The sequence below is a fragment of the Bradyrhizobium sp. B120 genome, from assembly GCF_049075665.1.
GTDB lineage: Bacteria > Pseudomonadota > Alphaproteobacteria > Rhizobiales > Xanthobacteraceae > Bradyrhizobium.
The window spans coordinates 1,119,230-1,141,980 of record NZ_CP185242.1 but is presented as its reverse complement, the minus strand read 5'-3'; the positions used below and the strand labels follow the sequence as shown (position 1 = coordinate 1,141,980).

The window sequence follows — 22,751 nt, the reverse complement described above, 5'->3', positions numbered from 1 at the left end:
GACGAGCGAAGCGAGGGGCGAACCGGGGTGGGGTGATCTCTCAGCTCGGGCGCTGTCGGACGCGGGAAGACCGTCACCCCACCCCGCTACGCATTTCGCTGCGCTTCATGCGTAGCGACCCTCCTCCTCCAGGGGAGGGTAAGACAAGTCACTTCAAAGGCACGTCGCCCGTTCGGCCGCGACATAGCCGAACAGCAGCCCAAGCCCGAACAACAGCACGAGGCCTGCGGCGGCAAACTCCAGGCCGCGCATGATCACCATGCCGCCACCGTCACGCGCCGCGCTCAGCCGCTCGGCCACGCCACGCGCCGACACCGCGACCAGCGCGATTGCTGCCACCGTGATGGCGGTGCCGAGGCCCATCACGAAGGTCGCGGCAATGCCGGCCCAGAACAGGCCCTGCGCCAGCGCGAACACCAACACCAGGATCGCGCCCGAGCACGGCCGGATCCCGACCGTGAGGATCGCACCCAAGCCGCGCCGCCAGCCGCCGGGACCGGCGAGTTCAGCCGGCGTCGGCCCGTGCGAATGGCCGCAATGCTCGTCATGGACGTGCTCCGCGTCATGCCCGTGATCGTGGCCGTGATCATGATGATGGCCATGATCGTCATGCGCGTGACGATCATGGTGCTCGTGGCCATGGTCGTGGTGATCGTGATCATGGTGGTCGTGATCGTGCTGCTGCACGCCGGCCATCGCCAGCGCCGGCCGCGGCAGCTGGAGCGCGCGGAGGAAACCGCCGCCCTTGACCCAGACCAGCCGGGCGCCGAACGCCGCGATCAACGCGTAGCTGGCGATCTCAATCGCCTTCTCCGCCCCGCACATGGTCTTCGCCGTCGCGCTGAGCAGCCAGGCGCAGACGCCGACGATGAGAACCGCGACCAGCGACTGCATCAGCGCCGAGGCGAACGACAGCACGATGCCGCGCCGCGCGGTTTCGCGATTGGCGACCATGTAGGACGAGATCACCGCCTTGCCATGGCCGGGGCCGGCGGCATGGAAGATCCCGTAGGCAAAGGAGATCGCGAGCAGCGTCCAGACAGCAGAGCCGTCGGATTTCGCGGCGCGGATGGTCGCCGACATCTCGCGGTAAAACTCCGACTGCTTGGCCAAGAGCCAGCCGACGATCCCGCCCTGTGGCTCCGCTGTGCGCGGCGCGCCGAACGGATTTTGCGCCAGCAGCGCATGGACGGCGCCATCGAGCACCGCGAACGTCGCCAGCACGGCAGCGGACACGGCCAAACCACGCATCACGCGGGAGGCGATCGGCGTCATGGGCAATCCACCGTGATCTTGTTGGCGAACATCATCGCGAAATTGCCGGCACTGCCGTCGAGGAAGTTCTGCTCGCCGAGCTTCTGCGCGGCGGCGGTGCCGTCGTTCGGCCGCTCGAACTGCATCTTGCACTCGGCCGCGGCGCCGACCAGCTTGACCGGCTCCTTCTCCGCGAACTGGAAGTCGATGAAATAGGTCGGGTCGAACACTTCGAGCGACAGCTGCCTGGCCTTGAACGGCGTCTTCACCGGCAGGGTGAAGTGCAGTGTCAGCGCCGAATCCTTGTATTCGAGGAAGTAGTCGACCGGCTCGGTGAACTTCTGTTTCTTGCCGTCGCCCTTGGCGAAGGTGAAGTAGGCGTATTCCTTCAGCGACTCGACATTGGTCTGCGCTAGCGGCGCCAGCTCCTCGCGGCTGTAGGCGCCCTTCACCTTGGTCTCGATGCCCTGCAGCGCATAGGTCGAGAACATGTCGTCGAAGGTCCAGGCGTGGCGGACCCCCGTGATGGTGCCGTCGGGCGCGTAGATCAGCTCGCTTTTGGCCACGATCCAGACATGCGGATGGGCCTCGGCGGCCGCCGTGCCGAGCACGACGGACACAGCAACCGCGAGCCCGGCGATCAGGCACTTCAGGGACTGCCGCACCTTCAGGCCGCCTCAGGCGTCTCGAGCAGGCCACGGCGGCGCAACAGCGCGTCCGGCTCGGGCTCGCGGCCGCGGAACGCGACATAGGCCTCCTCGGGATCGCGTGAGCCGCCCGACGAATAGATGTCGTCATGCAGCCGCTTGGCGGTCGCGGGATCGAAGATGTCGCCGGCCTCCTCGAAGGCGCCGAACGCGTCGGCGTCCATCACCTCCGACCACATGTAGCTGTAGTAGCCGGACGCATAGTGGTCGCCGGAGAAGATGTGGCCGAACTGGGTCGGCCGGTGCCGCAGCGAGATCTCCGCGGGCATGCCGATCTTCTCCAGCTCCTTCTGCTCGAAGGCGCGGACGTCGCGGCTCGCCGCCGCCGGCTGGGTGTGGAATTCGAGATCGACCAGCGCCGAGGAGACGAACTCCACGGTGGCAAAGCCCTGGTTGAACTTGCGCGCGGCGAGGAAGCGCTTGAGCAGGTCGTCCGGCAGCGCCTCCCCGGTCTGGTAGTGGCGTGCGAAGCGCTGCAGCACCTCGGGCCGCTCCTGCCAGTGCTCGTAGAGCTGCGAGGGCAGCTCGACGAAGTCGGTGAACACAGATGTCCCCGACAGCGACGGATAGGTCACGTTCGAGAGCATGCCGTGCAGGCCATGGCCGAACTCGTGGAACAAGGTCCGCGCGTCGTCGGGCGACAGCAGCGAGGGCGCGCCGTCGGCGCCCTTGGCGAAATTGCAGACATTGATGACCAGTGGCGCGACGTCGCCGTCGAGCTTCTGCTGGTCGCGCAGCGAGGTCATCCAGGCGCCGGAGCGCTTCGAGGGCCGCGCGAAGTAGTCGCCATAGAACAGCGCCTTGTGCTGGCCGTCGCGGCCCTTGACCTCCCACACCCGAACATCCGGGTGCCACACCGGCACGTCCTTGCGCTCGGCGAAGGTGACGCCGAACAGGCGGGTGGCGCAGTCGAACGCGGCCTCGATCATGTGGTCGAGCACCAGATAGGGCTTGATCGCGGAATCGTCGAAATTGGCTTTGGCCTGGCGCAGCTTCTCGGCGTAGTAGCGCCAGTCCCAGGCCGCCAGGGTGAAATTGCCGCCCTCCTCAGCGATCAGCGCCTGCAGCGCATCGCGGTCGGCGAGTGCCCGCGCCCGTGCCGGCTTCCAGACCCGCTCCAGCAGGCCGCGCACCGCCTCCGGCGTCTTGGCCATGGAATCCTCCAGGCGATAGGCGGCGTAGGTCGGGAAGCCCAGGATCTTCGCGGTCTCCTCGCGGAGCGAGAGGATCTCCACGATGGTCGCGTTGTTGTCGTTGGCGTTGCCATTGTCGCCGCGCGCCGTGAAGGCCTTGTAGACCTTCTCGCGCAGGTCGCGCCGCGACGAGCTCTGCAGGAACGGCTCGACCGAGGAGCGTGACAGCGTCACGATCGCCTTGCCACCCTTGCCGCGCTCTTCCGCCGCAGCCTTGGCGGCCGCCACATATGTGTCGGAGAGGCCGGCGCGATCGCCCTCGCCGAGCTCCATGGACCACTCCTGCTCGTCGCCGAGCAGATGGTGGCTGAACGAGGTGCCGAGCTGGGCGAGGCGCTCGTTGATCGCGGCCATGCGGGCCTTGGCGGCGTCGTCGAGCCCGGCGCCGGAGCGGTGGAAGCGGGTGTAGGTGCGCTCCAGGAGCCGCATCTGCTCGCCGGTCAGGCCGAGCGAGGCGCGCTTCTCGTGCAGCATGGCGATGCGGCCAAACAGCACAGCGTTCATCATGATCGGATTCCAGTGCCGCGCCATCCGGGGCGACACCTCCTTGTCGATCTCCAGGATCGCAGGGCTCGAATGGGCCGAGACCAGGTCGTAGAACACCGCCGAGACCTTCGACAGCAGCTTGCCCGAGCGCTCCAGCGCCGTGATCGTGTTGTCGAAGTCCGGCAGCGCCGGATCATGGGTAATCGCAGCCACTTCAGCCGAATGGTCGGCGAAGGCCTGCTCGAAGGCAGGGAGGAAATGCTCCGGCTTGATCTCGGCGAAGGGCGGCGTCTCGAGCGGCGTCTGCCATGCCTTCAGGAGGGGGTTGGCGTGAACGTCTGCGCTGGTTTCTGACATCGAATATCCCGTTTTTCGCCTTGAAAATGCGGCCTAATCTATATCACGCGATACGGCATTTTTGGGCCTTTTGCGCTTGATAGATGGGCACTTTTCGGAGAGATTGCGCCCCTGAACAGGACCTATTCCATGACCATGCAGCCCTCCACCGCAGGCACCAGCCGGATCCTCTGGCCGAGCGTCATCACCGTGATTTCGGCGGCGATCCTGATCGGCGCGGAAGTATTCGGCGCGGCGTTCGCCGGCGGCTGGGCGATCGCGATCGCGCTCGGGCTCGGTGATTTCGGCGCGCACATCCTGCAGGCCGTGCTGTTCGGCATCGGCGTCCTGATCATGATCGCCTTCATCCGCGCAGCTCAGCGCGTCGAGCCGTTCACGCGCCGCGCGTGATCTGAAGCGATTCAAGAAAGCGCTGCGGCACAGGGCTTAAACGCACACGCTTCGTTAGTCATTCTTAACAGCCGTTCATCTTCAACGCCTGCTGCGCGCGAGATCGCAAGCACGCGTTAGGGAAATTTGTCGCGATCGCAAAAAAATTCTTGCGAAGCGAATTCAAAAGACTTATTTCCTGCCTTGCCCAATTTCGCACGTGCCTGTGGTCGTGTGTCAGTCGGTAGGTATCCGGACAAGAGGCCGGACAGCCGCCAAGGGGTGGAAGAACCGAGGGTCGCTTACGTCCATCAGGACACGAGGCGGCCAGCCTCCCTCTCCAGGGATGCCGTTGAAGGTCTCACCACTCTTTGCAACCGTGACTGGCAGCCGGAGGCGAACCGGCGCACCCCGCTCTCAACGGGGGACGCGACTTAAAGCAACGACGGATCGGGCTTTTTTGGTCTCTACCGGCAGTCCAACGCCGGCGCGGGCTACTGAAAAGGCTTGTCCTTCATTGCCAGGTGTGCGGGCGGGAAACTCTCCCAACCAATCCACGGCAGCACAGTCTGGTTTGAGTCTTTTGGCTTTCGTTGCGCCTCCATCGCGCAATGCGGCCAGAGCATTCTTATCCGACGTCACGTTGATGCGGACCCCGTCGCTGGGGCCGTTGGAGAGTGCCATGACCGAACGTATCCAGGAATTCCTGCGTCACCGCCGCAGCGAAGGTCTCGACACCGAGCCGTGCCTCGTCGTCGACCTTGAGGTCGTGCGCGACAATTACCAGACCTTCGCGAAGGTGCTGCCGGACAGCCGCGTGTTCTACGCTGTCAAGGCCAACCCGGCGCCCGAAGTGCTGGCGCTGCTCGCCTCGCTCGGCTCCTGCTTCGACACCGCGACCGTTGCGGAAATCGAGATGGCGCTGGCTGCCGGTGCGACGCCGGACCGCATCTCCTATGGCAACACGATCAAGAAGGAGCGCGACATCGCGCGTGCCTTCGCGCTCGGCATTCGCCTGTTCGCGGTCGACTGCGCCGCCGAGGTCGAGAAGATCTCCCGCGCCGCTCCCGGCGCGAAGGTGTTCTGCCGCATCCTCTATGATTGCGCCGGCGCCGAGTGGCCGCTGTCGCGCAAGTTCGGCTGCGATCCGGAGATGGCGGTCGACGTGCTCGACCTCGCCAAGCGCCTTGGTCTGGAGCCGTGCGGCATCTCGTTCCATGTCGGCTCGCAGCAGCGCAAGGTGAAGGCGTGGGACCGCGCGCTCGCGATGGCCTCGACCGTGTTCCGTGACTGCGCCGAGCGCGGCATCAACCTCACCATGGTCAACATGGGTGGTGGCTTCCCGACCAAGTACCTCAAGGACGTTCCGCCGGTCCTGCAGTATGGCCGGTCGATCTTCCGCGCGCTGCGCAAGCATTTCGGCAACCAAATCCCGGAGACGATCATCGAGCCGGGCCGCGGCATGGTCGGCAATGCGGGCATCATCGAGACCGAAGTCGTTCTGATCTCGAAGAAGAGCGACGAGGACGAGGTGCGCTGGGTCTATCTCGACATCGGCAAGTTCGGCGGTCTCGCCGAGACGATGGACGAGTCGATCCGCTACGCCATCCGCACCCCGCATGACGGAGCGGACATGACGCCGTGCGTGCTCGCGGGCCCGACCTGCGATAGCGCCGACGTGCTGTACGAGAAGTTGCCGTATCCGCTCCCGGTGACGCTCGAGATCGGCGACAAGCTGCTGATCGAAGGCACCGGCGCCTATACGTCGACCTACTCGTCGGTGGCGTTCAACGGCATTCCGCCGCTGAAGACCTTCCACATCTAAGCCGCCTCCTTTTCGAGGCCTGATAAACCGGGAGCCGGCCCCGCCGGCTCCTTCCCGATCATTTTTGATTTTTCTGAACGACGCTTGCGCGGCGTGCGACATGCCGTTGCAAGCGGGGACTGACGTGCCATGACTGCAAAACGGAACACCCCCGTTGCCCTCATCCGAAATGCCGCTCCGTTCGCGATCCGTGCGGAGCGGGCTTCGGACGTCGTCGTGCGCGAAGCGCTGCTGGATGCCTGCTTTGGCGAGAACCGCCATGCCCGCATTTGCCAGCGCCTGCGCGACGGACGCGCGCCCGCCCAAGGCCTGAGCCTTGCAGCCGTGCGCCAGGACGGCCGGCTGGTTGGAACCGTGCGGCTGTGGCACGTCAGCGCGGGGGGCCGCAGCGCGCTGATGCTGGGGCCGCTGGCTGTCGACGACGACTGCCGCGGCCTCGGCGTCGGCGCCGCGCTGATGCAGCGCGCGCTGGCCGTCGCGAAGGCCCGCGGCCACGGCGCGGTGATCCTGCTTGGCGACGCGCCCTATTACGCCCGCTATGGCTTCACCGCCGCCGGGACCGGCGAGCTGTCGCTGCCCGGGGCTTTCGAGCGCGACCGGCTGCTCGGCCTGGAGCTGGTCGAGGGCGCGCTGGACGGCGCCTGGGGCATGATCACGCCGACCGGCGCACCGCTGCCCAAGACCAAGGCAACGAGCAAGGCAACCCGCAACCGCAAGGCACCGCTCGCCGTGCCGCACGCTGCGTAAGGCGGGCGCCATGGCAGAGAACCTTCCAGCAATCGATGGCGCGCGCCCGCGTTGGCGCGGCCTCGTCACCACGGTCATGCTGGTCCTGATCTCGGTTATGATCGTCCGGGACATCCTGATCCGGCGCTGGACCGGCACGCCGCCGTCGCCGCCGGACGCCACGCAGCAGTCCCACTAGCGCCGGCCGCAAGGCCCAGAATAGAAGGGGTTGCGCGGGCGCCAAAAATGCCCGTAAACCCCGCGCAAAGCCATTTTCAGCCGAGGTCCGACATGTCCCGACGCCTGATTTCCACCGGCTCGCCGTTCGAGAAGACCGCGGGCTACAGCCGTGCCGTGATCGACGGCGACTTCGCCTTCGTCGCCGGAACCACCGGCTACGACTACACCACGATGACCATGCCTGATGATGTCACGAGCCAGTCACGGAACTGCTTCAAGACCATCGAGGCTGCCCTAAAGGAGGGTGGCTTCGCGATGGCCGACATCGTCCGCGCGACCTACTACCTCACTGACGTCAGTAACGCGGATGCCCATTTCGCGGTCTGCGGCGAGGTGCTCGGCGAGATCCGGCCGGCCGCGACGCTGCTGATCGTCGCGGGGCTCTATCGGCCCGAGATGAAGGTCGAGATCGAAGTCACCGCAAAGCGACGCAACCCCTGATCCACTCTACCCGCCGCTCGGCGCTCTCCTGGAGAAAATGATGAGCCCCTCCTCGCAGATCTACGCGAAAATCACCGGCCCCATTGTCATGATCGGCTTCGGCTCGATCGGCAAAGGCACGCTGCCGATGATCGAGCGGCATCTCGATTACGACAAGTCGCGCGTCACCGTGATCGATCCCAAGGATGAGGGCCGCAAGGCCCATTGCGAGAAGCAGAATGTCAGGTTCATCCAGAAGGCCGTGACGAAGGACAATTATCGCGAACTGCTGACCCCGCTGCTCACCGAAGGCGGCGGTCAGGGCTTTTGCGTCAACCTCTCGGTCGATACCGGCTCGACCGACATCATGGAGCTCTGCAACGAGCTCGGCGCTCTCTACATCGACACCGTCAACGAGCCGTGGCTCGGCTTCTACTTCGATTCGTCGAAGGGCCCGGAAGCGCGCTCCAACTACGCGCTGCGCGAAGTGACGTTGGCCGCCAAGAAGGCCCGCCCCGCGGGCTCGACGACGGCGGTCTCCTGCTGTGGCGCTAATCCCGGCATGGTCTCGTTTTTCGTCAAGCAGGCGCTGCTCAATGTCGCTGCCGATCTGAAGCTCAATGCCCCCAAGCCGAAGACCAAGGCTGAATGGGCGGACTTGATGCGGCAGGCTGGTATCAAGGGCATCCACATCGCCGAACGCGACACCCAGCGCTCCAAATCGCCGAAAGAGCCTGACGTCTTCGTCAACACCTGGTCGGTAGAGGGTTTCCTGTCCGAAGGCGTGCAGCCGTCCGAACTCGGTTGGGGCACCCATGAAAAATGGATGCCCGAGAATGCGCATACCCACGAAGCCGGCTGCGGCGCGGCCATCTATCTGATGCAGCCGGGCGCCAACACGCGCGTCCGCACCTGGTGCCCGACCCGCGGCGCGCAGTACGGCTTCCTCGTCACCCACAATGAGTCGATCTCGATCGCCGATTACTTCACGGTGCGCGACGCATCGGGCAAGGCGATCTATCGGCCGACCTGCCACTATGCCTATCATCCGGCCGACGATGCCGTGCTGTCGCTGCATGAAATGTTCGGCCGCGCGGCGAAGATGCAGGAGAAGCACCACATCCTCGATGAGAACGAAATCGTCGATGGCATCGACGAACTCGGCGTGCTGCTGTTCGGCCACGACAACAATGCCTACTGGTACGGCTCGCAGCTCTCGATCGAAGAGACCCGCAAGCTCGCGCCCTACCAGAACGCGACCGGCCTGCAGGTCACCTCCGCCGTGCTCGGCGGCATGGTGTGGGCGCTGGAGAACCCGAACGAGGGCATCGTCGAAGCCGACGAGATGGATTTCGACCGTCTGCTGGAAATCCAGTTGCCGTATCTCGGCCCGGTGAAGGGTTTCTACACCGACTGGACCCCGCTGACGGATCGTCCGGGACTGTTCCCGGAAGATATCGACACCAGCGATCCCTGGCAGTTCAAGAACGTCCTGGTGCGCTGAAAGGCCTTCCGGGCAAATCTCGAAAACAACCCCATGCACAGTAGCCGGCGAGATGGGCTGGCTCTCGTCATTCCGGGCTGGCCCGAAGGGCAAGGCCCGGAATGACAGCGGCTCACTTCGCCATGTAGTCGAAGGCCACCGAGCCGAGGCCGAGCGTCAGGTCCGCCTTGTAGTGCAGCGCCGACACCACCTCGCGCACCGGCAGGCGGGCGACGTCGCACAGTGCGTGCGGAAACAGACCGAGCGCGGAGGGCCCTGTCCAGGCCTCCTTCAAGGTAATGTCGTCGAGATGGAAGCGCACCAGCTCGCAAATCCGCGGCGTGCCGTCGACATGCGGGATAATTTTCAGAATAAAGTTCGGCGCCTTCATCGCGTTCAAGACCGTGTCGTGATCGACCTTGTGGTACTTGTAGCCCATCGTGGCAGAGGCGCAGAGCACCGAGCCGTAATGCAGCGAGCCGACCAGCACGTCGCTCTCGACCGCGATCTTGGGCCGCGCCAGCTTCTTCGGAAATCCCCACAGCTCGCGGCCGCCGGCGATCGGGGCCTCGTCGTCGAGATACATCGCGTGGGTATAGGCCCCGAGCTCACCCTTGAAGCGGACCGGGATCACCTGGCCGGTTTCGGTGTAGTCGCCGAAGCCGGTCGAGTCCGGCATGCGGATGAATTCGTACTTCACGACGGGCTCGGCGACCTCGAGCGGCTCCGGCACCACGGCCGCCAGCGCCTCGGGGTCGGTCTTGTAGGTGATGATGAAGTATTCGCGGTCGAAGAACCGGTACGGCCCCGGCGGAAACGACGGGTTGGTGAGCGGCATCGAATAGGCGGTGCGCCGGACGTCCTCGATCTTCATGAAGTGCCCCATCTGCGTTTGGTGTGCCGACAGATTATGGCGGGCGCGGAGGGCGGAGGCGAGACCGTATAATTGGCAGCATCAGTCAAATACGCGTCACAATGCAGATCCGTCGGCAGGCCCGCGGTTCGGCTATTTCTTCTCGATCGGCGGCGCGATCTTCTCGGCGGGCGCCGGCGGCAGCGCCGGCCTGGCGCCGGCCTTCTGCGCGTCAGCGTCGGGACGCGCCGGCTCCGGCGCCGGCGTGGTCGGCCGCTCGCCGCCGGGTTTTGACTCCGCGGGCGGCGCTGTCTTCTCCGGCTCGGGTGACGGCGTTGTCTGCGGCGGCTGGGTCGCCTGCGCCATCTCTTGCGGGGCAGCGTTGATCGCGTGCAGCGACAGCGCCGCGATGGCAACGCCTGCCACCACCAGCGAGGAGGCGATCAGCACGTCCTTCCGCAGCCTGGTCCGCTCCGCAGCCATCTCGTTCACCCGCGATTGTCAGCGAGGTCAACGATCCGGCCGACGCATGGTTCCTGAGCAGAGCTTGCGGGAACCCGGCCTCAATCCGTGGTGCTGACTTCCCAGGTCACGTGCCGCACGCCGGGCTGATGCTGCAGATCGACCACCACCGCATTCAGCTCGTTGGGGTCGACCGCGGTGGAGACCAGCGTCGCCACGATCTCCAGGAAGTCGTCGCCGGCCTCGACCACGTTGACGTCGGCGACCGGATAGTTCGCCGCCTCGAGCTTCTCCACCAGGCGGTCGCGCATGGCGGGCAATGCTTCGGGGGTGACGGCGAGCTTGAATTCGTAGGTCGCCTCCGAGGCCTTCTCGTTCAGCGGGATGCGGTTGATGGCGTTGACCAGCGGACGCAGCAGCGTGTTGCCGGCGATCACGAACACGGTCAGCGCCGCCGCCTGTGCCACCAGGTCGGCGCCAGCGCAGGAGCCGACCGCGGCCGAGGCCCACAGCGTCGCCGCGGTGTTGAGGCCGCGCACGTCCATGCCCTGCTTCATGATGACGCCGGCGCCGAGGAAACCGATCCCCGACACCACATAGGCGATCACCCGCACCGCGCCGTCGGCGCCTGCCAGATGCATCGCCAGGTCGACGAAGGCGGCCGCGCCGACCGCGACCAGCACATTGGTGCGCAGCCCCGCGGTGCGCTGCCGGTACTGCCGCTCGGCCCCGATCAGTGTGCCGAGCACAAAAGCTGACGTCAGGCTGACCAGCGTATCGATGAAGTCGGCGAGCTGGAATGTGGTGAGAAATCGCATGGCGCTGCCGATTCTTCCTCGCCCGAGAACGATGCAGCGATCTCTTACATTTCCACGATGCCCGCGTCACCATCTTCCGTGCCGAAGGCGAGCAGCGTGCCCTTGGCATTCCAGCCCAGCGCGGAGACCGCGGCACCGGTGTTCCGGCGCACCAGAATCTCGGCGCCATCCTCGAGCCGGACCATCAGCACGGTACCGTCGGCATAGCCGACCGCCATGATGTCGTTCTTCGGATGGCAGGCAACCACCGCGACCCGCGCCGGCATCGGCGCCAGCATCGCCGGCTCCTTGCCCATCGGCCCGTCCTTGCTGGTGAACGGCCAGACGATCACGGTATCGGCGCCCGAGGTCGCGAGCCCCTTGCCGCCGGCGCTCCATGACATCGAGCGCACGCGGCCGGGATAGCCGCTCATCCGCATGTGCCGGTTGTCGGCGAGTCGCCAGCCATGCATCGCGGCCTCGTGCATCGCCGTGACCAGGAATTTGTTGTCCGGGCTGAAAGAGACTGCGAGGTGCGAGCCGGCCCATTCCAGGAATTCCGGATTGGCGGCCATGTTCGGGAACCACAAGGTCACGCCGTTGTAATGCGCGATCGCAAGCCGCAGGCCCTTCGGCGCGAACGCCAGCCCGCCGACGGTCGACGGCACTTCGAAGGTTTTCTCTTCGCCCTTGGGATTGCGCACGAACGCGGTCTTGCCCGCCGACCACGCCACGGTGCCGTCGCCGTGCAGGGCGACATTGTCGATCCAGCGCCGCTTGGCGTCGGTCGCAACGACAGAGGTCTCGCCCTTGGCGTCGATTGCGATCAGCTTGCCGTCGTCACCGCCGGTGACAAGCCGCTTGCCGTCGGAGGCCGCGCACAGGATGGCGCCGAAATGCGTCTCGGTGCGCGTGATCTCGCCGTCCGCGGTCGCGATCGCGACGCTCTCCTCGGCGCCGACGAAGAACGCGCGGTCGCCGAGGAAATGCACCGAACCGACCGCCGCGCCGAGCGGAAGCGGCTTGACGCGGTCGGTGATCGACACGATGGAAGAAGGGGCCTCGCCCGGGTCGAACTCTTTCATCACGTGGTGATGCACTGCTCGAAGCCGTCGCGGATCGCCTGCTCCGGCAATTCGCGACCGATGAACACGACGCGGCTTTCACGCTTCTCGCCGTCCTTCCACTTCCGCTGATGATCGCCCTCCAGCATCATGTGGACGCCCTGGAACACGTAGCGGTCGTCATCGCCGGTGAAGGCGAGGATGCCCTTCGAACGCAGGATCTTCTGGCCCTCAGTGGCGACGAGGTTTTGCAGCCAGGGCATGAACTTGGTCGGATCGAGCGGCTTGTCCGAACGCAGCGACAGCGATTGCATGTCCTCGTCGTGATAGTGCTTCAGCCCGTGGCCGTGATCGTGGTGATGGTGATCATGGTCATGACCGTGGTCGTGATGGTGATGATCGTGGTCATGACCGTCGCCGGCCTCCAGGAAATCGGGCTCGATCTCCAGGATGCGGTCGAGGTCGAACGCGCCGCGCTCCAGCACGTCTGATATCCCGACCTGGCAACGCTCGGTGCGATGCAGTTTTGCGTACGGATTGATGCCGCGGATGCGGGCTTCGACCTCGGCGAGCTCAGCTTTCGAGACCAGGTCGGTCTTGTTCAGCACGATGACGTCGGCGAACGCGATCTGGTTCTTGGCTTCCGGCGCGTCCTTGAGGCGGTCGCTCAGCCACTTGGCGTCGGCGACGGTCACCACCGCATCGAGCCGGGCGTTCTTCTGCACGTCCTCGTCGACGAAGAAGGTCTGCGCGACCGGTGCCGGATCGGCGAGGCCGGTGGTCTCGACGATGATGGCGTCGAACTTGCCCTTGCGCTTCATCAGCCCGTCCATGATGCGGACGAGGTCGCCGCGCACCGTGCAGCAGACGCAGCCGTTGTTCATCTCGAACACTTCCTCATCGGCGCCGATGATGAGGTCGTTGTCGATGCCGATCTCGCCGAATTCGTTGACGATGACGGCGTATTTCTTGCCGTGGTTTTCCGACAGGATGCGGTTCAACAGCGTGGTCTTGCCGGCGCCGAGATAGCCCGTCAGCACGGTCACTGGAATTTTTTGCGAAGCTTCAGCCATAACAACTCCGAATTGGGGCCGCGCTCAATCCCGGCAGGGAGGCCCCTGCCCCTAGTTGGCGAGCGCGCTGGTCAGGGCCTTTATATTGTGCCTGACCATATCAATGTAAGTGGGTGCTTGGCCCTTTTCGGCCGTCAAACTGTCCGAATACAGGGTCCCGCCGACCTTGGCGCCGGTCTCGGCCGCGATCCGCTCGATCAGGCGCGGATCGCTGATATTTTCGAGAAAAACTGCCGGAATTTTCGCAACCCTGATCTGGGCGATAATGGCGGCGATATCGCGTGCGCTGGGCTCTGAATCGGTCGAGACGCTGAGCGGCGAGAAGAACGTAATTCCGTAGGCGTCGGCGAAATAGCCGAAGGCGTCATGGGTCGAGATCACCTTGCGCCGCGCGTCCGGTATTTTCGCCACCGCCTCGTGCACCTCGCGGTCGAGCGCCTCGAGCCTCGCCAGATAGGCGTCGGCATTGGCCTTGATGACGCCGGCATGGTCAGGGGCCGCGGCGATCAGCCCATCGCGAATATTGACGACGTAGATCTTCGCATTGGCCACCGATTGCCAGGCATGCGGATCGTCATGGCCGCCCATCTTGCGCGGCATGATCCCCTTGGTCGCCACCGCCACCGGCGCCTTGCTGCCGGAGGCCTGCAGCAGCCGCGGCAGCCAGCCCTCGAAGCCGAGGCCGTTGATGACCAGCAGCTTGGCGTCGGCGACCTTCTTGGCGTCTGCCGGCGTCGGCGCATAGACGTGCGCGTCGCCGTCAGGCCCGACCAGCGCCACCACGTCGACGCTGTCGCCGCCGACATTGCGCACCATGTCGGCAAGGATCGAGAAGCTCGCGACGACGTTGATGCGCTCCTCGGCGCGCGCCGCGCCGCTCGCCAGCAGCAGTGCCAGACCGATCAATCCAACCAATCGCCGCATCGTCCTCACGCCTCGAGATGGCGGCCGGGAAACAGCTGCCGAACCAGGCCGCTGACATTGCCGAACAGCAGCGACACAATATAGAGGCCGGCCGCAACCAGGATGATCGCGGGGCCGGAGGGAATCCGGGTCTGGTACGACAGCACCAGCCCGGCATAGCCCGACACAATCGCGCTCGCGACCGCAATGCAGATCATGGTGGTGATGTCGCGCGACCAGAATCGCGCGATGCCGGCGGGTAGGATCATCAGCCCGACGCCGAGCAGCGTGCCGAGCGCATGGAAGCCGTTGACGAGATTGACCACGACCAGCGCAAGGAAGGCGAGATGCGCCGGCGCGCCGGCCCGGCTCACGGTGCGCAGGAATACCGGATCGACGCATTCGATCACCAGCGGACGATAGATCACCGCAAGCACCAGGAGGGTGAGCGTGGCGTTGAACGCGATCACCAGCAGGGTCTGGTCGTCCATCGCCAGGATATTGCCGAACAGCACGTGCAGCAGGTCGATATTGGTACCCTTGATGGACACGATGGTCACGCCAAGCGCGAGCGAGACCAGATAGAAGGTCGCAAGCGAAGCGTCCTCCTTCAGCTCGGTGGTGCGGGCGACGAGGCCCGCGAGCAGCGCCACCGCAAAGCCCGCGATCAGGCCGCCGGTCGTCATCGCGAACAGGTTGAGCCCGGACAGCAGGAAGCCGATCGCAGCCCCCGGCAGGATCGCATGCGCCATGGCGTCGCCGACCAGGCTCATCCGCCGAAGCATCAGGAACACGCCGATCGGCGCGCCACCAAGCGACAGCGCGATGACAGCCGCGAGCGCGCGGCGCATGAACTCGAATTCGGTGAAGGGCGTGATCAGCGCGTCGGTCAGCATCGGCGTCAGGCGGCCCGTGAGCGCGGATCGGCCGCGCAGGCCGCGGCGCTGTCGTCGAACGCCTCGCACATCCGCATCGCGACCGTCAGATTGTCCGGCGTCAGCGTCTCCGCGGTCGGTCCCCATTCCACCGGGCCGCGCGCCAGGAGCAGCGTTTCCGGGAAATTGTTGCGCACCATGTCGAGGTCGTGCAGCGCCGCCAGCACCGTGCGCCCCTCGCCGTTCCAGCGTTTCACCAGCGTCAGGAGATCGGCGGTGGTCTTGGCATCGATCGCATTGAACGGCTCGTCGAGCACGATCAGGCGGGCGTCCTGCAACAGCACGCGCGCGAACAGCATGCGCTGCATCTGGCCGCCGGACAGCGTGCCGATCGGGCGGTTCTCGAAGCCGTTGAGGCCGACGGCCGCGAGGGCCGCCCGGATCTTGTCGCGCGCGGCCTTGCCGATGCCGCCGAAGAAGCCGGTCGCGCGCCACAGCCCGGTGCCGACGAAATCGAACACCGAGATCGGAAACGTGCGGTCGATGTCGGCGGATTGCGGCAGATAGGCGATGTCACGGTGGTCGAGCCCATCGAGATCGATCACGCCCGACAGCGGCTTGAGCACGCCGGCGATGCCGCGCAGCAGCGTCGACTTGCCGGCGCCGTTCGGGCCGATCACAGCGAGCAGCGCGCCGGCCTCGACCGAGCCGTTGAGATGGTGCACGGCCGGATGGCGGTCATAGCCGAGCGTGACGTCGCGGAAGGTGACAAGCGGAGACGACCCCATCATTCACCTCATCGCCAGCCAGACGACGGCCCACAGGCAGGCCGAGACCGCGAGCGCCGCGCCCAGCCGGGCCGGCACCGGCATGCGCAGGATCGACCAGGGCGCGGCCTGGGCCGGATGCGCCGAGGGGCCATGGCTGTGCCCGTAGGGATGGCTGTGGCCGTGATGGTGGTGGTCGTCGTGGGAGTGCGTATGCGCCATGGCCAAACTGTTATATTATAACATAACGCGAGTCCACCAACGAGGAACTCATGGCCGCTCCGCAAAACCGGGAGAGATTCGAGCTGCGCCGGCAGAGTGATGACCTGGTTTACAGCTTTGCCCGGGAAACCCGCCCCGGTGGAACCGTCGGCTACCAGGATCATGACCAGGATTTCTGGTAGCCAGCCCGGCACCGGTCGCGCTTGGAACGGGCTGCCGGTCGCCCAGGGCGACCGTCCGCCAGAAGGGCGTCTGCGTGAGCCGCAGGGGGTCTCTCCGTTCGTCGTCCTGGCGAAAGCCAGGACCCGTAACCACCGCATTCGGTGATGAACGGGATCGCGGCCCCAACGTCGCGCAACAATCGAGATTTGGGGTAACGGGTCCTAGCCTTCGCCGGGACGACGATGAGTGTGTGGCGCATCTGCGCGTCTTAAATTCCGCCGTCGTCCCGGCGCAGGCCGGGATCCATAACCACCGCATTCGGTGATGAACGCGCTCGCGGCCCCAGCCTCGCGTAACAATTGCGATTTGGGGTAATGGGTCCTGGCCTTCGCCAGGACGACGATGAGTGTGTGGCGCAAGTTGCGAGACACGTCTGCACGTCTCAAATTCCGCTGTCGTCCCGGCCTAGTGCGCAATTGCGCAGTAGGCCGGGATGACGACGATGAGGATGGTTCTCGATTCAAGGAAGAGACGGGAGCCGGTCTACTGGCACACCGGCGCGGTCAGTTTCGGGTCGGCTGGTCTTGCTGACCAATATCCCCGCTGACCGAGCTCCGCATCATTTGTCGCGGGAGCGCATACGTAGCTCGTCTTGCCTACGCACATGGGCGAGCCAATCGAGAAGATGAGGTTCTCGTAGATGCAGTAACTGCCGATCCCGGACGGCAGATCGGTCGGCGGCGAAGTGGATCCGCCCAAATAGGGCTGTGAAGAAACGCCCGGCGCCCTGTCTTGCGCCGCGGCCGCTTGAAGGGAAATCAAAAGCGTCAGACACGTGACGATGCGGAGCATGATCCCTCCGGTCAAAGAATGCCGGCGAAGCGTCAGGCCACTTCCGCGCAGGAGCGCACAGGCAGGCCGCAACGGAAGCGCTAGCAGGCCAATATGACACTTGCTTTGCAAGTTGGTCCGCCCCGATCGCAAACAGGTTCAGGCAGCCGGCCCTACTGACACCACGCTGTCAGCACGACGGGCGTAGGCAGACTTCGTGCGGGTACAACCCCGGGCGGGATTGGGAGGCAGCGTGACATGCACGATCGCTCATCTGACGTCGCCCAAGAGCGATCGACCCTGATCACGCTCGTTCTTGGCCTTGGCGCGTTCCTGATCCTTTTCGATGTGACCGCGGTCGTGGTCGCCATGCCGGGCATTGCCGGGGATCTCGGGTTCGCCGTTGCCGGTTCCGCCTGGGTGATCGACGCCTACAGCCTTGCCCTCACCGGCGCGCTATTGGCATCGGGCGCGCTTGCGGACCGGTTCGGGCGGCGGCGCGCGATGCTGGCCGGCAACGTCGTGTTTCTGCTGGCGTCGATTGCCTGCGGCGCGGCGACGAGCGGTCCGTTGCTGCTCGCCGCACGCATGCTGCAAGGCATCGGTGCGGCCTTCCTGAGCACAGGCGCCATTGCGCTGGTCGCCGGGGCATTCCCGCATCAGCGTCAGCGGGCGCGAGCCTTCGGCACCATCGGGATGATCTCGGGCGTCGCCATGGCGCTGGGTCCGACATTGGGTGGCCTGCTCGCCGCGTGGTTCGGCTGGCGCTGGATCTTTTATGCCAACATCCCCTTTTGCCTGACGCTGGCCTTCGCCGTGCCGCGGGTCGTTGCCGAGACGCATCAGCCCGGCGGACGCCCGCTCGATCCGGTGGGTGTCGTCCTGCTGACACTCTCGCTGGGCCTCGCCATCGATGCGCTGTTGAGGCATGACGCCTCGCCGATCGTGAGAGCGGCCGGGCTGATCGCAGGCGTGGCGACCGCCGTCGGGTTCGTCTGGCAGCAGTGGCGCAGTCCACATCCGGTGCTCGACCCGCGCGTGTTCGCGACGGCGCCGATGATCGGGGTCGCGGCCTCGTTGACCGCGATCCAGTTCGGTTACTGGGCGGTATTGGTCTATCTGCCGCTGTTCCTGAGCACCGCCCTGCATGTCAGCATGGAAGTGGCTGGCGTGGCGTTGCTTGCGGCGACTTTGCCGATGCTGCTGGTCCCGTTGCTCGGTGGCCGCTTCGTCACCCAATGGGGCTGGCGGCGCTTCTTCATGATCGCCTCCGGCATCATCGCTGCCGGAGATGTGCTGCTCGTGATCGCTGCGCTATCCGCCGACGCCGGGCTGCGCGGCATCGCAACCGCGGCCGGCATGCTGACGATCGGCATTGGAGCTGCACTGGCGAACCCGCAATTGGGAAGCGTCGCGCTAGCGCTGGCGCCGCCCGCGCAGGCCGGCATGGCGTCCGCCATGACCATGATCGTCCGCCAGGCCGGCTTCGCGATCAGTATTGCGGCGCTGGGCGCGACGCTCGGGACAACGGATCTGACGCCGGCATTCGCGGCCCCGTTCGTCCTCGCAGCGTTCGGGGCGATTGCCGGCGTGGTTGCCGCGGCGGTCCTGTTTCCCGCTGCGGAGACCGGACGGGCGGAGCAGCGGTAGGAGCACGCCTCCATCCTCCCGTCATTCCGGGGCGCGCCTCTTGGCGCGAGCCCGGAATCCATTCATCCATGGAACATGCGGCCTGATGGATTCCGGGCTCGTGCTTCGCACGCCCCGGAATGACGAGCGGAGAGATGCGCTCACGCCTCCCGCGCGTAACTCTTCAACCTTGCCTCAAGCACCGCGATCACCTGGTCGCGGACCGGATCGCGGGAGCCTTTCAGCCAGGCGGCGGCGAGCGGCAGGCGGCCGGTGCTGCTGCCGCGTTTTAGGCGCAGCGGCACAAAGCGGACGCCCGGGATCGCCATCCGCGCGGTCCAACGCGGCACGATGGCGACGCCGAGCCGTGCTGCGACCATGTTGACGATGGTCTGCTTCTCGTCGGCGATCTCCTGGATGCGCGGCGTCAGCCCGGCCTCGTCGAACAGCTTTGTCGTGAGGTCGTGGCTGTGCGGCCGCGAGCGGCGCTCCGGCACGATCAAGGGCTGATCCGCGATGTCGGGCAGCACGATCTGCTTGCGCCGCGCCAGCTTATGCTTGTGCGACAGCGCCACCACGGCGGTCTCCTGCAGCAGCGGAAAAAACTCGATGCGGCGGTCGGGCCGCTCCGGCGGGCGCACGAAGGCGAGATCGAGCGCGCCCGACAACAGTTTTGGAAGCAGCCGGATGGTCTTCTCCTCCAGCAGCTGCACGGCGACCTCGGGATGGATCGCGCGGAGGTCGCGCAGCAGCGGCGGCAGCAGGCCGGCCGCGGCGCTGTCGATCGCGCCGATCCGGAAGCGCCGCGCCTGCGGCTTGCGCAGCCGGCGGCGAAAGCCGTTCTCGATCGCCTCGGCGCGGCCAAGCAGCGCGCGTCCCTCGCGCAGCAGCACCGAGCCGTCCTCGGTCAACGACACCGCGCGCGTGGTGCGTGCGAACAGCCGCACCCCGAGATCCTCCTCCAGCAGCTTGATGTGGCGGCCGAGCGCCGAGGGCATCATCTGCAAGCGCTGCGCGGCACGGCCGAAATGCAGTTCCTCGGCAGCCGCCACGAAGCAGCGAAGCTGGTGCAATTCCAAGGTACGGGCTTCCTTTCGGCTCGGTCATCGTCATGGCCGGGCTTGTCCCGGCCATCCACGTCTTCCCTGTGTCCGGCCAAGACGTGGATGCCCGGCACAAGGCCGAGCATGACGCCGGTGAGAGCTGCGCGATTATATCATTTTTTTGTATAAACCGGCGCGGATTGAATCGGAAGGGCGCGCGCCGCTAGGCTTCCCAATGGCGCGGCAAAATGCGCCCGTCCCAACAAACAAGATGAACCCGGGGAAGCCCATGGAAAGCGAGCTTGGCACGCGCGTGTTGCGCAAGATCTCACTGCGCATCGTGCCGTTCATCATGCTGCTGTACTTCGTGGCCTTCATCGACCGCGTCAATATCGGCTTCGCCTCGCTGACCATGAACAAGGACATCGGCCTGTCGCCGACCGTCTATGGCTTCGGCGCCGGTATCTTCTTCTGGGGCTACTTCCTGTTCGAGGTGCCCTCCAACATCATCCTGCACAAGATCGGCGCGCGGATCTGGATCGCGCGGGTCATGATCACCTGGGGCCTGGTCTCGGCAGCGATGGCGCTGGTGCAGGGCGCGACCAGCTTCTATGTGCTGCGCTTCCTGCTCGGCGCCGCGGAGGCCGGCTTCTTCCCCGGCATCATCCTCTACCTCTCCTACTGGTTCCCGGCGCGGCAGCGCGCCGCCGTCACCGCACTTTTCATGGCCGCAGCGCCGCTCTCGACCGTGCTCGGCTCGCCGGTGTCCGGCGCGCTGCTGGAGATGGACGGCCTGTTCGGTTTCAAGGGCTGGCAATGGCTATTCGTGCTGGAGGCCGTGCCCGCCATGCTGCTCGGCTTCGTCGTGCTCGGCTTCCTGACCGACCGGCCGGAGCAGGCCAGATGGCTTGCCGACGACGAGCGCGCCTGGCTGGTCAAGACCATGAAGGCTGAGACCGACGGCAAGGCCGCCACCGCGAGCCACAGCATCTGGCGCGGCCTGGCCGACCCGCGCGTGCTGGCGCTGTCGCTGGTCTATTTCGGCACCTCGGCCGGGCTCTACACACTCGGCGTGTGGGCGCCGCAGATCATCAAGGCGTTCGGCCTGTCGTCGCTGCAAGTCGGCTTCCTCAACGCGGTGCCGGCGACCGTCGCCGTGATTGCGATGATCCTGTGGGCACGGCATTCCGACCGCACCGGCGAACGCACCTGGCACGTCGTGATCGCCTGCCTGATCGCGGCCGCAGGACTTGCGCTTGCCGGGCTATGGACCGGCCTTGCCGCCGTGATCGCGGCATTGACCTTGGTCAATATCGGCATCTCCTCGTCGAAGCCGCCGCTGTGGAGCATGCCGACCATGTTCCTGTCAGGCTCGGCCGCCGCGGCCGGGATCGCCACCATCAACTCGATCGGCAATCTCGGCGGCTTCGTCGGCCCCGCAATGATCGGCTGGATCAAGGAGCGCACCGGCAGCTTCGAGGGCGGCCTCTATTTCGTCGCCGGCCTGCTGGTGCTGTCGGCCGTGCTCACGCTGCTGCTGTCGCGCGCACAGAACGCACCCGCGCAAACCGAACCGCAACCCAATCCCGTGCGAACCCGCTAACAACAGACCCGGAGAGAACCCATGCGTACCCATTCCATCGCCGCCATCCCCGCCGACGGCATCGGCCCCGAAGTGATCTCCGCGGGTGTCCGCGTGCTCGAGGCACTGGCGAAGCGCTCGGGCGACATCAGCTTCAACGTCAAGACCTTCGACTGGGGCTCGGACTATTACAAGAAGCACGGCGTGATGATGCCGGCCGACGGGCTCAAAGACCTGAAGACCTTCGACGCGATCTATTTCGGCGCGGTCGGCGCGCCCGACGTGCCCGATCACATCACGCTGTGGGGCCTTCGCTTGCCGATCTGCCAAGGCTTCGACCAATACGCCAATGTGCGGCCGACGAAAATCCTGCCCGGCGTCGCCTCGCCGCTGCGCAATGTCGGCGTCGGCGATCTCGACTGGGTGATCGTGCGCGAGAATTCCGAAGGCGAGTATGCCGGAATGGGAGGCCGTGCGCACCGCGGCCTGCCGGAAGAGGTCGGCACCGAGGTCGCTGTCTTCACCCGGGTCGGCGTGACGCGGATCATGCGCTACGCGTTCCAGCTTGCGCAGTCGCGGCCGCGCAAATTCCTCACCGTGGTGACCAAGTCGAACGCGCAGCGCCACGGCATGGTGATGTGGGACGAGATCGCGGCCGAAGTGGCGAAGGAATTCCCCGACGTCGCCTGGGACAAGATGCTGGTCGACGCCATGACGGTGCGGATGACGCTCCATCCGAAGAGCCTCGACACCATCGTGGCGACCAACCTGCATGCGGACATCCTCTCCGATCTCGCAGGCGCGCTGGCCGGCAGCCTCGGCGTCGCGCCGACCGGCAATATCGACCCGCAGCGCCGCTTCCCCTCGATGTTCGAGCCGATCCACGGTTCGGCCTTCGACATCACCGGCAAGGGCATCGCCAATCCGGTCGCGACCTTCTGGACCGGTGCGCAGATGCTGGAGCATCTCGGCGAAAAGGACGCCGCCGCGCGCCTGATGGCCGCGGTCGAGAAGGTGTGCGCGGCCGGCGTGCTGACGCCCGACGTCGGCGGCACGGCGACGACCAAGGAAGTGACCGACGCCGTGATCGACGCGATCCATGGATCGAATGTGTGAGGGTGCTATCGGCTTCGCATCATTCAGTGAGGTGAGCACGCGGCTCGGGCTCCCTCCCCCCTTGCGGGGGAGGGTTGGGGAGAGGGGCGCACTTGCTCCGCTGCTGATTCTCTCAGGAGATATCTGTTGATGGAGTCGAACCGACGTCTCACGTCCCTCCCGGGGCCACCCCTCTCCCCACCCTCTCCCACAAGGGGAGAGGGAGCCTGACACAGTGCTCACCTTACGATGAGTTGGTGCGCCCCTTCCGATACCAGCAACCGGGGAACGAACCGTGCTACCCGATCTGACCAGACGACACTTCATGACTGC

General features: G+C 65.8%; 25 protein-coding genes. 10 read left to right on the top strand and 15 right to left on the bottom strand.

Features of this window, described 5'->3' with window-relative positions:
* Positions 1 to 153 precede the first annotated feature (153 nt).
* Genes ACOIX3_RS05465 through ACOIX3_RS05455 form a run of 3 tightly spaced genes read right to left on the bottom strand, consistent with a single transcriptional unit; the run spans position 154 to position 3,997 of the window.
* Positions 154 to 1,275: a nickel/cobalt transporter gene (locus tag ACOIX3_RS05465; protein WP_420968767.1), complete on the bottom strand. Its 1,122-nt coding sequence runs from the start codon at positions 1,273 to 1,275 to the stop codon at positions 154 to 156.
* Complete coding sequence (locus ACOIX3_RS05460; RefSeq protein WP_420971665.1) at positions 1,272 to 1,907, bottom strand: DUF1007 family protein; 636 nt, start codon at positions 1,905 to 1,907, stop codon at positions 1,272 to 1,274. Before ACOIX3_RS05460 ends, ACOIX3_RS05465 begins: the two co-directional genes overlap by 4 nt.
* Positions 1,908 to 1,921: 14 nt before the next feature.
* The gene (locus ACOIX3_RS05455) at positions 1,922 to 3,997 is read right to left on the bottom strand and encodes a M3 family metallopeptidase (protein WP_420968765.1); all 2,076 of its coding nucleotides are present in this window, start codon (positions 3,995 to 3,997) and stop codon (positions 1,922 to 1,924) included.
* A gap of 129 nt (positions 3,998 to 4,126) precedes the next feature.
* Here ACOIX3_RS05455 and ACOIX3_RS05450 point away from each other — a divergent pair, with 129 nt between their 5' ends.
* The gene (locus tag ACOIX3_RS05450) at positions 4,127 to 4,387 is read left to right on the top strand and encodes a hypothetical protein (RefSeq protein ID WP_420968764.1); all 261 of its coding nucleotides are present in this window, start codon (positions 4,127 to 4,129) and stop codon (positions 4,385 to 4,387) included.
* A gap of 396 nt (positions 4,388 to 4,783) precedes the next feature.
* Here the strand turns inward: ACOIX3_RS05450 and ACOIX3_RS05445 are convergent, their stop codons facing one another.
* Positions 4,784 to 5,050 (bottom strand): hypothetical protein, encoded by a 267-nt coding sequence (locus ACOIX3_RS05445; RefSeq protein ID WP_420968763.1) that lies wholly within the window; start codon positions 5,048 to 5,050, stop codon positions 4,784 to 4,786.
* On the opposite strand from ACOIX3_RS05445, the gene ACOIX3_RS05440 reads away from it, so the two are divergent.
* The 5 genes from ACOIX3_RS05440 (at position 5,049) to ACOIX3_RS05420 (ending at position 9,081) form a co-directional block, all read left to right on the top strand.
* Positions 5,049 to 6,191, top strand: coding sequence for a type III PLP-dependent enzyme (locus tag ACOIX3_RS05440; RefSeq protein WP_375785453.1), 1,143 nt, complete (start codon positions 5,049 to 5,051; stop codon positions 6,189 to 6,191). The genes ACOIX3_RS05445 and ACOIX3_RS05440 overlap by 2 nt on opposite strands.
* Positions 6,192 to 6,320: 129 nt before the next feature.
* Complete coding sequence (locus ACOIX3_RS05435; RefSeq protein WP_420968762.1) at positions 6,321 to 6,938, top strand: GNAT family N-acetyltransferase; 618 nt, start codon at positions 6,321 to 6,323, stop codon at positions 6,936 to 6,938.
* 10 nt (positions 6,939 to 6,948) lie between these two features.
* On the top strand, positions 6,949 to 7,116 hold the full coding sequence (locus ACOIX3_RS05430; protein WP_420968761.1) for a hypothetical protein: 168 nt from the start codon (positions 6,949 to 6,951) through the stop codon (positions 7,114 to 7,116).
* Between the two features lie 92 nt (positions 7,117 to 7,208).
* Complete coding sequence (locus ACOIX3_RS05425; protein ID WP_420968760.1) at positions 7,209 to 7,598, top strand: RidA family protein; 390 nt, start codon at positions 7,209 to 7,211, stop codon at positions 7,596 to 7,598.
* A gap of 40 nt (positions 7,599 to 7,638) precedes the next feature.
* Entirely contained in the window at positions 7,639 to 9,081 is a 1,443-nt protein-coding gene (locus ACOIX3_RS05420; RefSeq protein WP_420968759.1) for a homospermidine synthase, read from the top strand.
* A 112-nt stretch (positions 9,082 to 9,193) separates the two neighbouring features.
* Here ACOIX3_RS05420 and ACOIX3_RS05415 read toward each other — a convergent pair whose 3' ends face one another.
* From ACOIX3_RS05415 to ACOIX3_RS05375, 9 genes are all read right to left on the bottom strand, one after another.
* Complete coding sequence (locus tag ACOIX3_RS05415; protein ID WP_171948001.1) at positions 9,194 to 9,934, bottom strand: acetoacetate decarboxylase; 741 nt, start codon at positions 9,932 to 9,934, stop codon at positions 9,194 to 9,196.
* A gap of 132 nt (positions 9,935 to 10,066) precedes the next feature.
* The gene (locus ACOIX3_RS05410) at positions 10,067 to 10,396 is read right to left on the bottom strand and encodes a hypothetical protein (RefSeq protein WP_420968758.1); all 330 of its coding nucleotides are present in this window, start codon (positions 10,394 to 10,396) and stop codon (positions 10,067 to 10,069) included.
* Between the two features lie 80 nt (positions 10,397 to 10,476).
* Positions 10,477 to 11,193, bottom strand: a complete 717-nt coding sequence (locus ACOIX3_RS05405; RefSeq protein ID WP_420968757.1) for an MgtC/SapB family protein — start codon at positions 11,191 to 11,193, stop codon at positions 10,477 to 10,479.
* A gap of 44 nt (positions 11,194 to 11,237) precedes the next feature.
* Complete coding sequence (locus ACOIX3_RS05400; protein ID WP_420968756.1) at positions 11,238 to 12,257, bottom strand: WD40 repeat domain-containing protein; 1,020 nt, start codon at positions 12,255 to 12,257, stop codon at positions 11,238 to 11,240.
* Positions 12,257 to 13,309 carry a CobW family GTP-binding protein gene (locus ACOIX3_RS05395; protein WP_420968755.1) on the bottom strand — a complete coding sequence of 351 codons (1,053 nt, stop codon included), beginning with the start codon at positions 13,307 to 13,309 and terminating at the stop codon, positions 12,257 to 12,259. Before ACOIX3_RS05395 ends, ACOIX3_RS05400 begins: the two co-directional genes overlap by 1 nt.
* 51 nt (positions 13,310 to 13,360) lie before the next feature.
* A complete protein-coding gene (locus tag ACOIX3_RS05390; protein WP_420968754.1) occupies positions 13,361 to 14,233 on the bottom strand; it encodes a metal ABC transporter substrate-binding protein in 873 nt (290 codons plus the stop codon).
* A 5-nt stretch (positions 14,234 to 14,238) separates the two neighbouring features.
* Positions 14,239 to 15,108 carry a metal ABC transporter permease gene (locus ACOIX3_RS05385; RefSeq protein ID WP_298380175.1) on the bottom strand — a complete coding sequence of 290 codons (870 nt, stop codon included), beginning with the start codon at positions 15,106 to 15,108 and terminating at the stop codon, positions 14,239 to 14,241.
* 5 nt (positions 15,109 to 15,113) lie between these two features.
* Positions 15,114 to 15,875 carry a metal ABC transporter ATP-binding protein gene (locus ACOIX3_RS05380; protein ID WP_420968752.1) on the bottom strand — a complete coding sequence of 254 codons (762 nt, stop codon included), beginning with the start codon at positions 15,873 to 15,875 and terminating at the stop codon, positions 15,114 to 15,116.
* 3 nt (positions 15,876 to 15,878) lie between these two features.
* On the bottom strand, positions 15,879 to 16,076 hold the full coding sequence (locus tag ACOIX3_RS05375) for a hypothetical protein (RefSeq protein ID WP_420968750.1): 198 nt from the start codon (positions 16,074 to 16,076) through the stop codon (positions 15,879 to 15,881).
* A gap of 50 nt (positions 16,077 to 16,126) precedes the next feature.
* Between ACOIX3_RS05375 and ACOIX3_RS05370 the strand changes: the two genes are divergently transcribed.
* A complete protein-coding gene (locus tag ACOIX3_RS05370; protein ID WP_420968749.1) occupies positions 16,127 to 16,258 on the top strand; it encodes a hypothetical protein in 132 nt (43 codons plus the stop codon).
* Positions 16,259 to 16,781: 523 nt separating this feature from the next.
* On the opposite strand, the gene ACOIX3_RS05365 is transcribed toward ACOIX3_RS05370, so the two are convergent.
* A complete protein-coding gene (locus ACOIX3_RS05365; protein ID WP_223966842.1) occupies positions 16,782 to 17,090 on the bottom strand; it encodes a hypothetical protein in 309 nt (102 codons plus the stop codon).
* A 237-nt stretch (positions 17,091 to 17,327) separates the two neighbouring features.
* On the opposite strand from ACOIX3_RS05365, the gene ACOIX3_RS05360 reads away from it, so the two are divergent.
* On the top strand, positions 17,328 to 18,719 hold the full coding sequence (locus ACOIX3_RS05360; RefSeq protein ID WP_420968748.1) for an MFS transporter: 1,392 nt from the start codon (positions 17,328 to 17,330) through the stop codon (positions 18,717 to 18,719).
* 140 nt (positions 18,720 to 18,859) lie between these two features.
* On the opposite strand, the gene ACOIX3_RS05355 is transcribed toward ACOIX3_RS05360, so the two are convergent.
* Positions 18,860 to 19,777 (bottom strand): LysR family transcriptional regulator, encoded by a 918-nt coding sequence (locus tag ACOIX3_RS05355; protein WP_420968747.1) that lies wholly within the window; start codon positions 19,775 to 19,777, stop codon positions 18,860 to 18,862.
* Positions 19,778 to 20,030: 253 nt separating this feature from the next.
* Between ACOIX3_RS05355 and ACOIX3_RS05350 the strand changes: the two genes are divergently transcribed.
* Positions 20,031 to 21,344 carry an MFS transporter gene (locus tag ACOIX3_RS05350; RefSeq protein WP_420968746.1) on the top strand — a complete coding sequence of 438 codons (1,314 nt, stop codon included), beginning with the start codon at positions 20,031 to 20,033 and terminating at the stop codon, positions 21,342 to 21,344.
* 21 nt (positions 21,345 to 21,365) lie between these two features.
* Positions 21,366 to 22,439 carry a tartrate dehydrogenase gene (locus ACOIX3_RS05345; protein ID WP_420968745.1) on the top strand — a complete coding sequence of 358 codons (1,074 nt, stop codon included), beginning with the start codon at positions 21,366 to 21,368 and terminating at the stop codon, positions 22,437 to 22,439.
* Positions 22,440 to 22,751 lie beyond the last annotated feature (312 nt).

Excerpts from the sequence above, each read along its gene's own strand:
- ACOIX3_RS05400 (WP_420968756.1), bottom strand. The coding sequence starts at position 12,257 with ATGAAAGAGTTCGACCCGGGCGAGGCCCCTTCTTCCATCGTGTCGATC.
- ACOIX3_RS05465 (WP_420968767.1), bottom strand. The coding sequence starts at position 1,275 with ATGACGCCGATCGCCTCCCGCGTGATGCGTGGTTTGGCCGTGTCCGCT.
- ACOIX3_RS05390 (WP_420968754.1), bottom strand. The coding sequence starts at position 14,233 with ATGCGGCGATTGGTTGGATTGATCGGTCTGGCACTGCTGCTGGCGAGC.
- ACOIX3_RS05375 (WP_420968750.1), bottom strand. The coding sequence starts at position 16,076 with ATGGCGCATACGCACTCCCACGACGACCACCACCATCACGGCCACAGC.
- ACOIX3_RS05345 (WP_420968745.1), top strand. The coding sequence starts at position 21,366 with ATGCGTACCCATTCCATCGCCGCCATCCCCGCCGACGGCATCGGCCCC.
- ACOIX3_RS05435 (WP_420968762.1), top strand. The coding sequence starts at position 6,321 with ATGACTGCAAAACGGAACACCCCCGTTGCCCTCATCCGAAATGCCGCT.
- ACOIX3_RS05415 (WP_171948001.1), bottom strand. The coding sequence starts at position 9,934 with ATGAAGATCGAGGACGTCCGGCGCACCGCCTATTCGATGCCGCTCACC.
- ACOIX3_RS05455 (WP_420968765.1), bottom strand. The coding sequence starts at position 3,997 with ATGTCAGAAACCAGCGCAGACGTTCACGCCAACCCCCTCCTGAAGGCA.
- ACOIX3_RS05360 (WP_420968748.1), top strand. The coding sequence starts at position 17,328 with ATGCACGATCGCTCATCTGACGTCGCCCAAGAGCGATCGACCCTGATC.
- ACOIX3_RS05370 (WP_420968749.1), top strand. The coding sequence starts at position 16,127 with ATGGCCGCTCCGCAAAACCGGGAGAGATTCGAGCTGCGCCGGCAGAGT.
- ACOIX3_RS05425 (WP_420968760.1), top strand. The coding sequence starts at position 7,209 with ATGTCCCGACGCCTGATTTCCACCGGCTCGCCGTTCGAGAAGACCGCG.
- ACOIX3_RS05445 (WP_420968763.1), bottom strand. The coding sequence starts at position 5,050 with ATGGCACTCTCCAACGGCCCCAGCGACGGGGTCCGCATCAACGTGACG.
- ACOIX3_RS05350 (WP_420968746.1), top strand. The coding sequence starts at position 20,031 with ATGGAAAGCGAGCTTGGCACGCGCGTGTTGCGCAAGATCTCACTGCGC.
- ACOIX3_RS05420 (WP_420968759.1), top strand. The coding sequence starts at position 7,639 with ATGAGCCCCTCCTCGCAGATCTACGCGAAAATCACCGGCCCCATTGTC.
- ACOIX3_RS05440 (WP_375785453.1), top strand. The coding sequence starts at position 5,049 with ATGACCGAACGTATCCAGGAATTCCTGCGTCACCGCCGCAGCGAAGGT.
- ACOIX3_RS05450 (WP_420968764.1), top strand. The coding sequence starts at position 4,127 with ATGACCATGCAGCCCTCCACCGCAGGCACCAGCCGGATCCTCTGGCCG.
- ACOIX3_RS05395 (WP_420968755.1), bottom strand. The coding sequence starts at position 13,309 with ATGGCTGAAGCTTCGCAAAAAATTCCAGTGACCGTGCTGACGGGCTAT.
- ACOIX3_RS05380 (WP_420968752.1), bottom strand. The coding sequence starts at position 15,875 with ATGGGGTCGTCTCCGCTTGTCACCTTCCGCGACGTCACGCTCGGCTAT.
- ACOIX3_RS05405 (WP_420968757.1), bottom strand. The coding sequence starts at position 11,193 with ATGCGATTTCTCACCACATTCCAGCTCGCCGACTTCATCGATACGCTG.
- ACOIX3_RS05410 (WP_420968758.1), bottom strand. The coding sequence starts at position 10,396 with ATGGCTGCGGAGCGGACCAGGCTGCGGAAGGACGTGCTGATCGCCTCC.
- ACOIX3_RS05385 (WP_298380175.1), bottom strand. The coding sequence starts at position 15,108 with ATGCTGACCGACGCGCTGATCACGCCCTTCACCGAATTCGAGTTCATG.
- ACOIX3_RS05365 (WP_223966842.1), bottom strand. The coding sequence starts at position 17,090 with ATGCTCCGCATCGTCACGTGTCTGACGCTTTTGATTTCCCTTCAAGCG.
- ACOIX3_RS05430 (WP_420968761.1), top strand. The coding sequence starts at position 6,949 with ATGGCAGAGAACCTTCCAGCAATCGATGGCGCGCGCCCGCGTTGGCGC.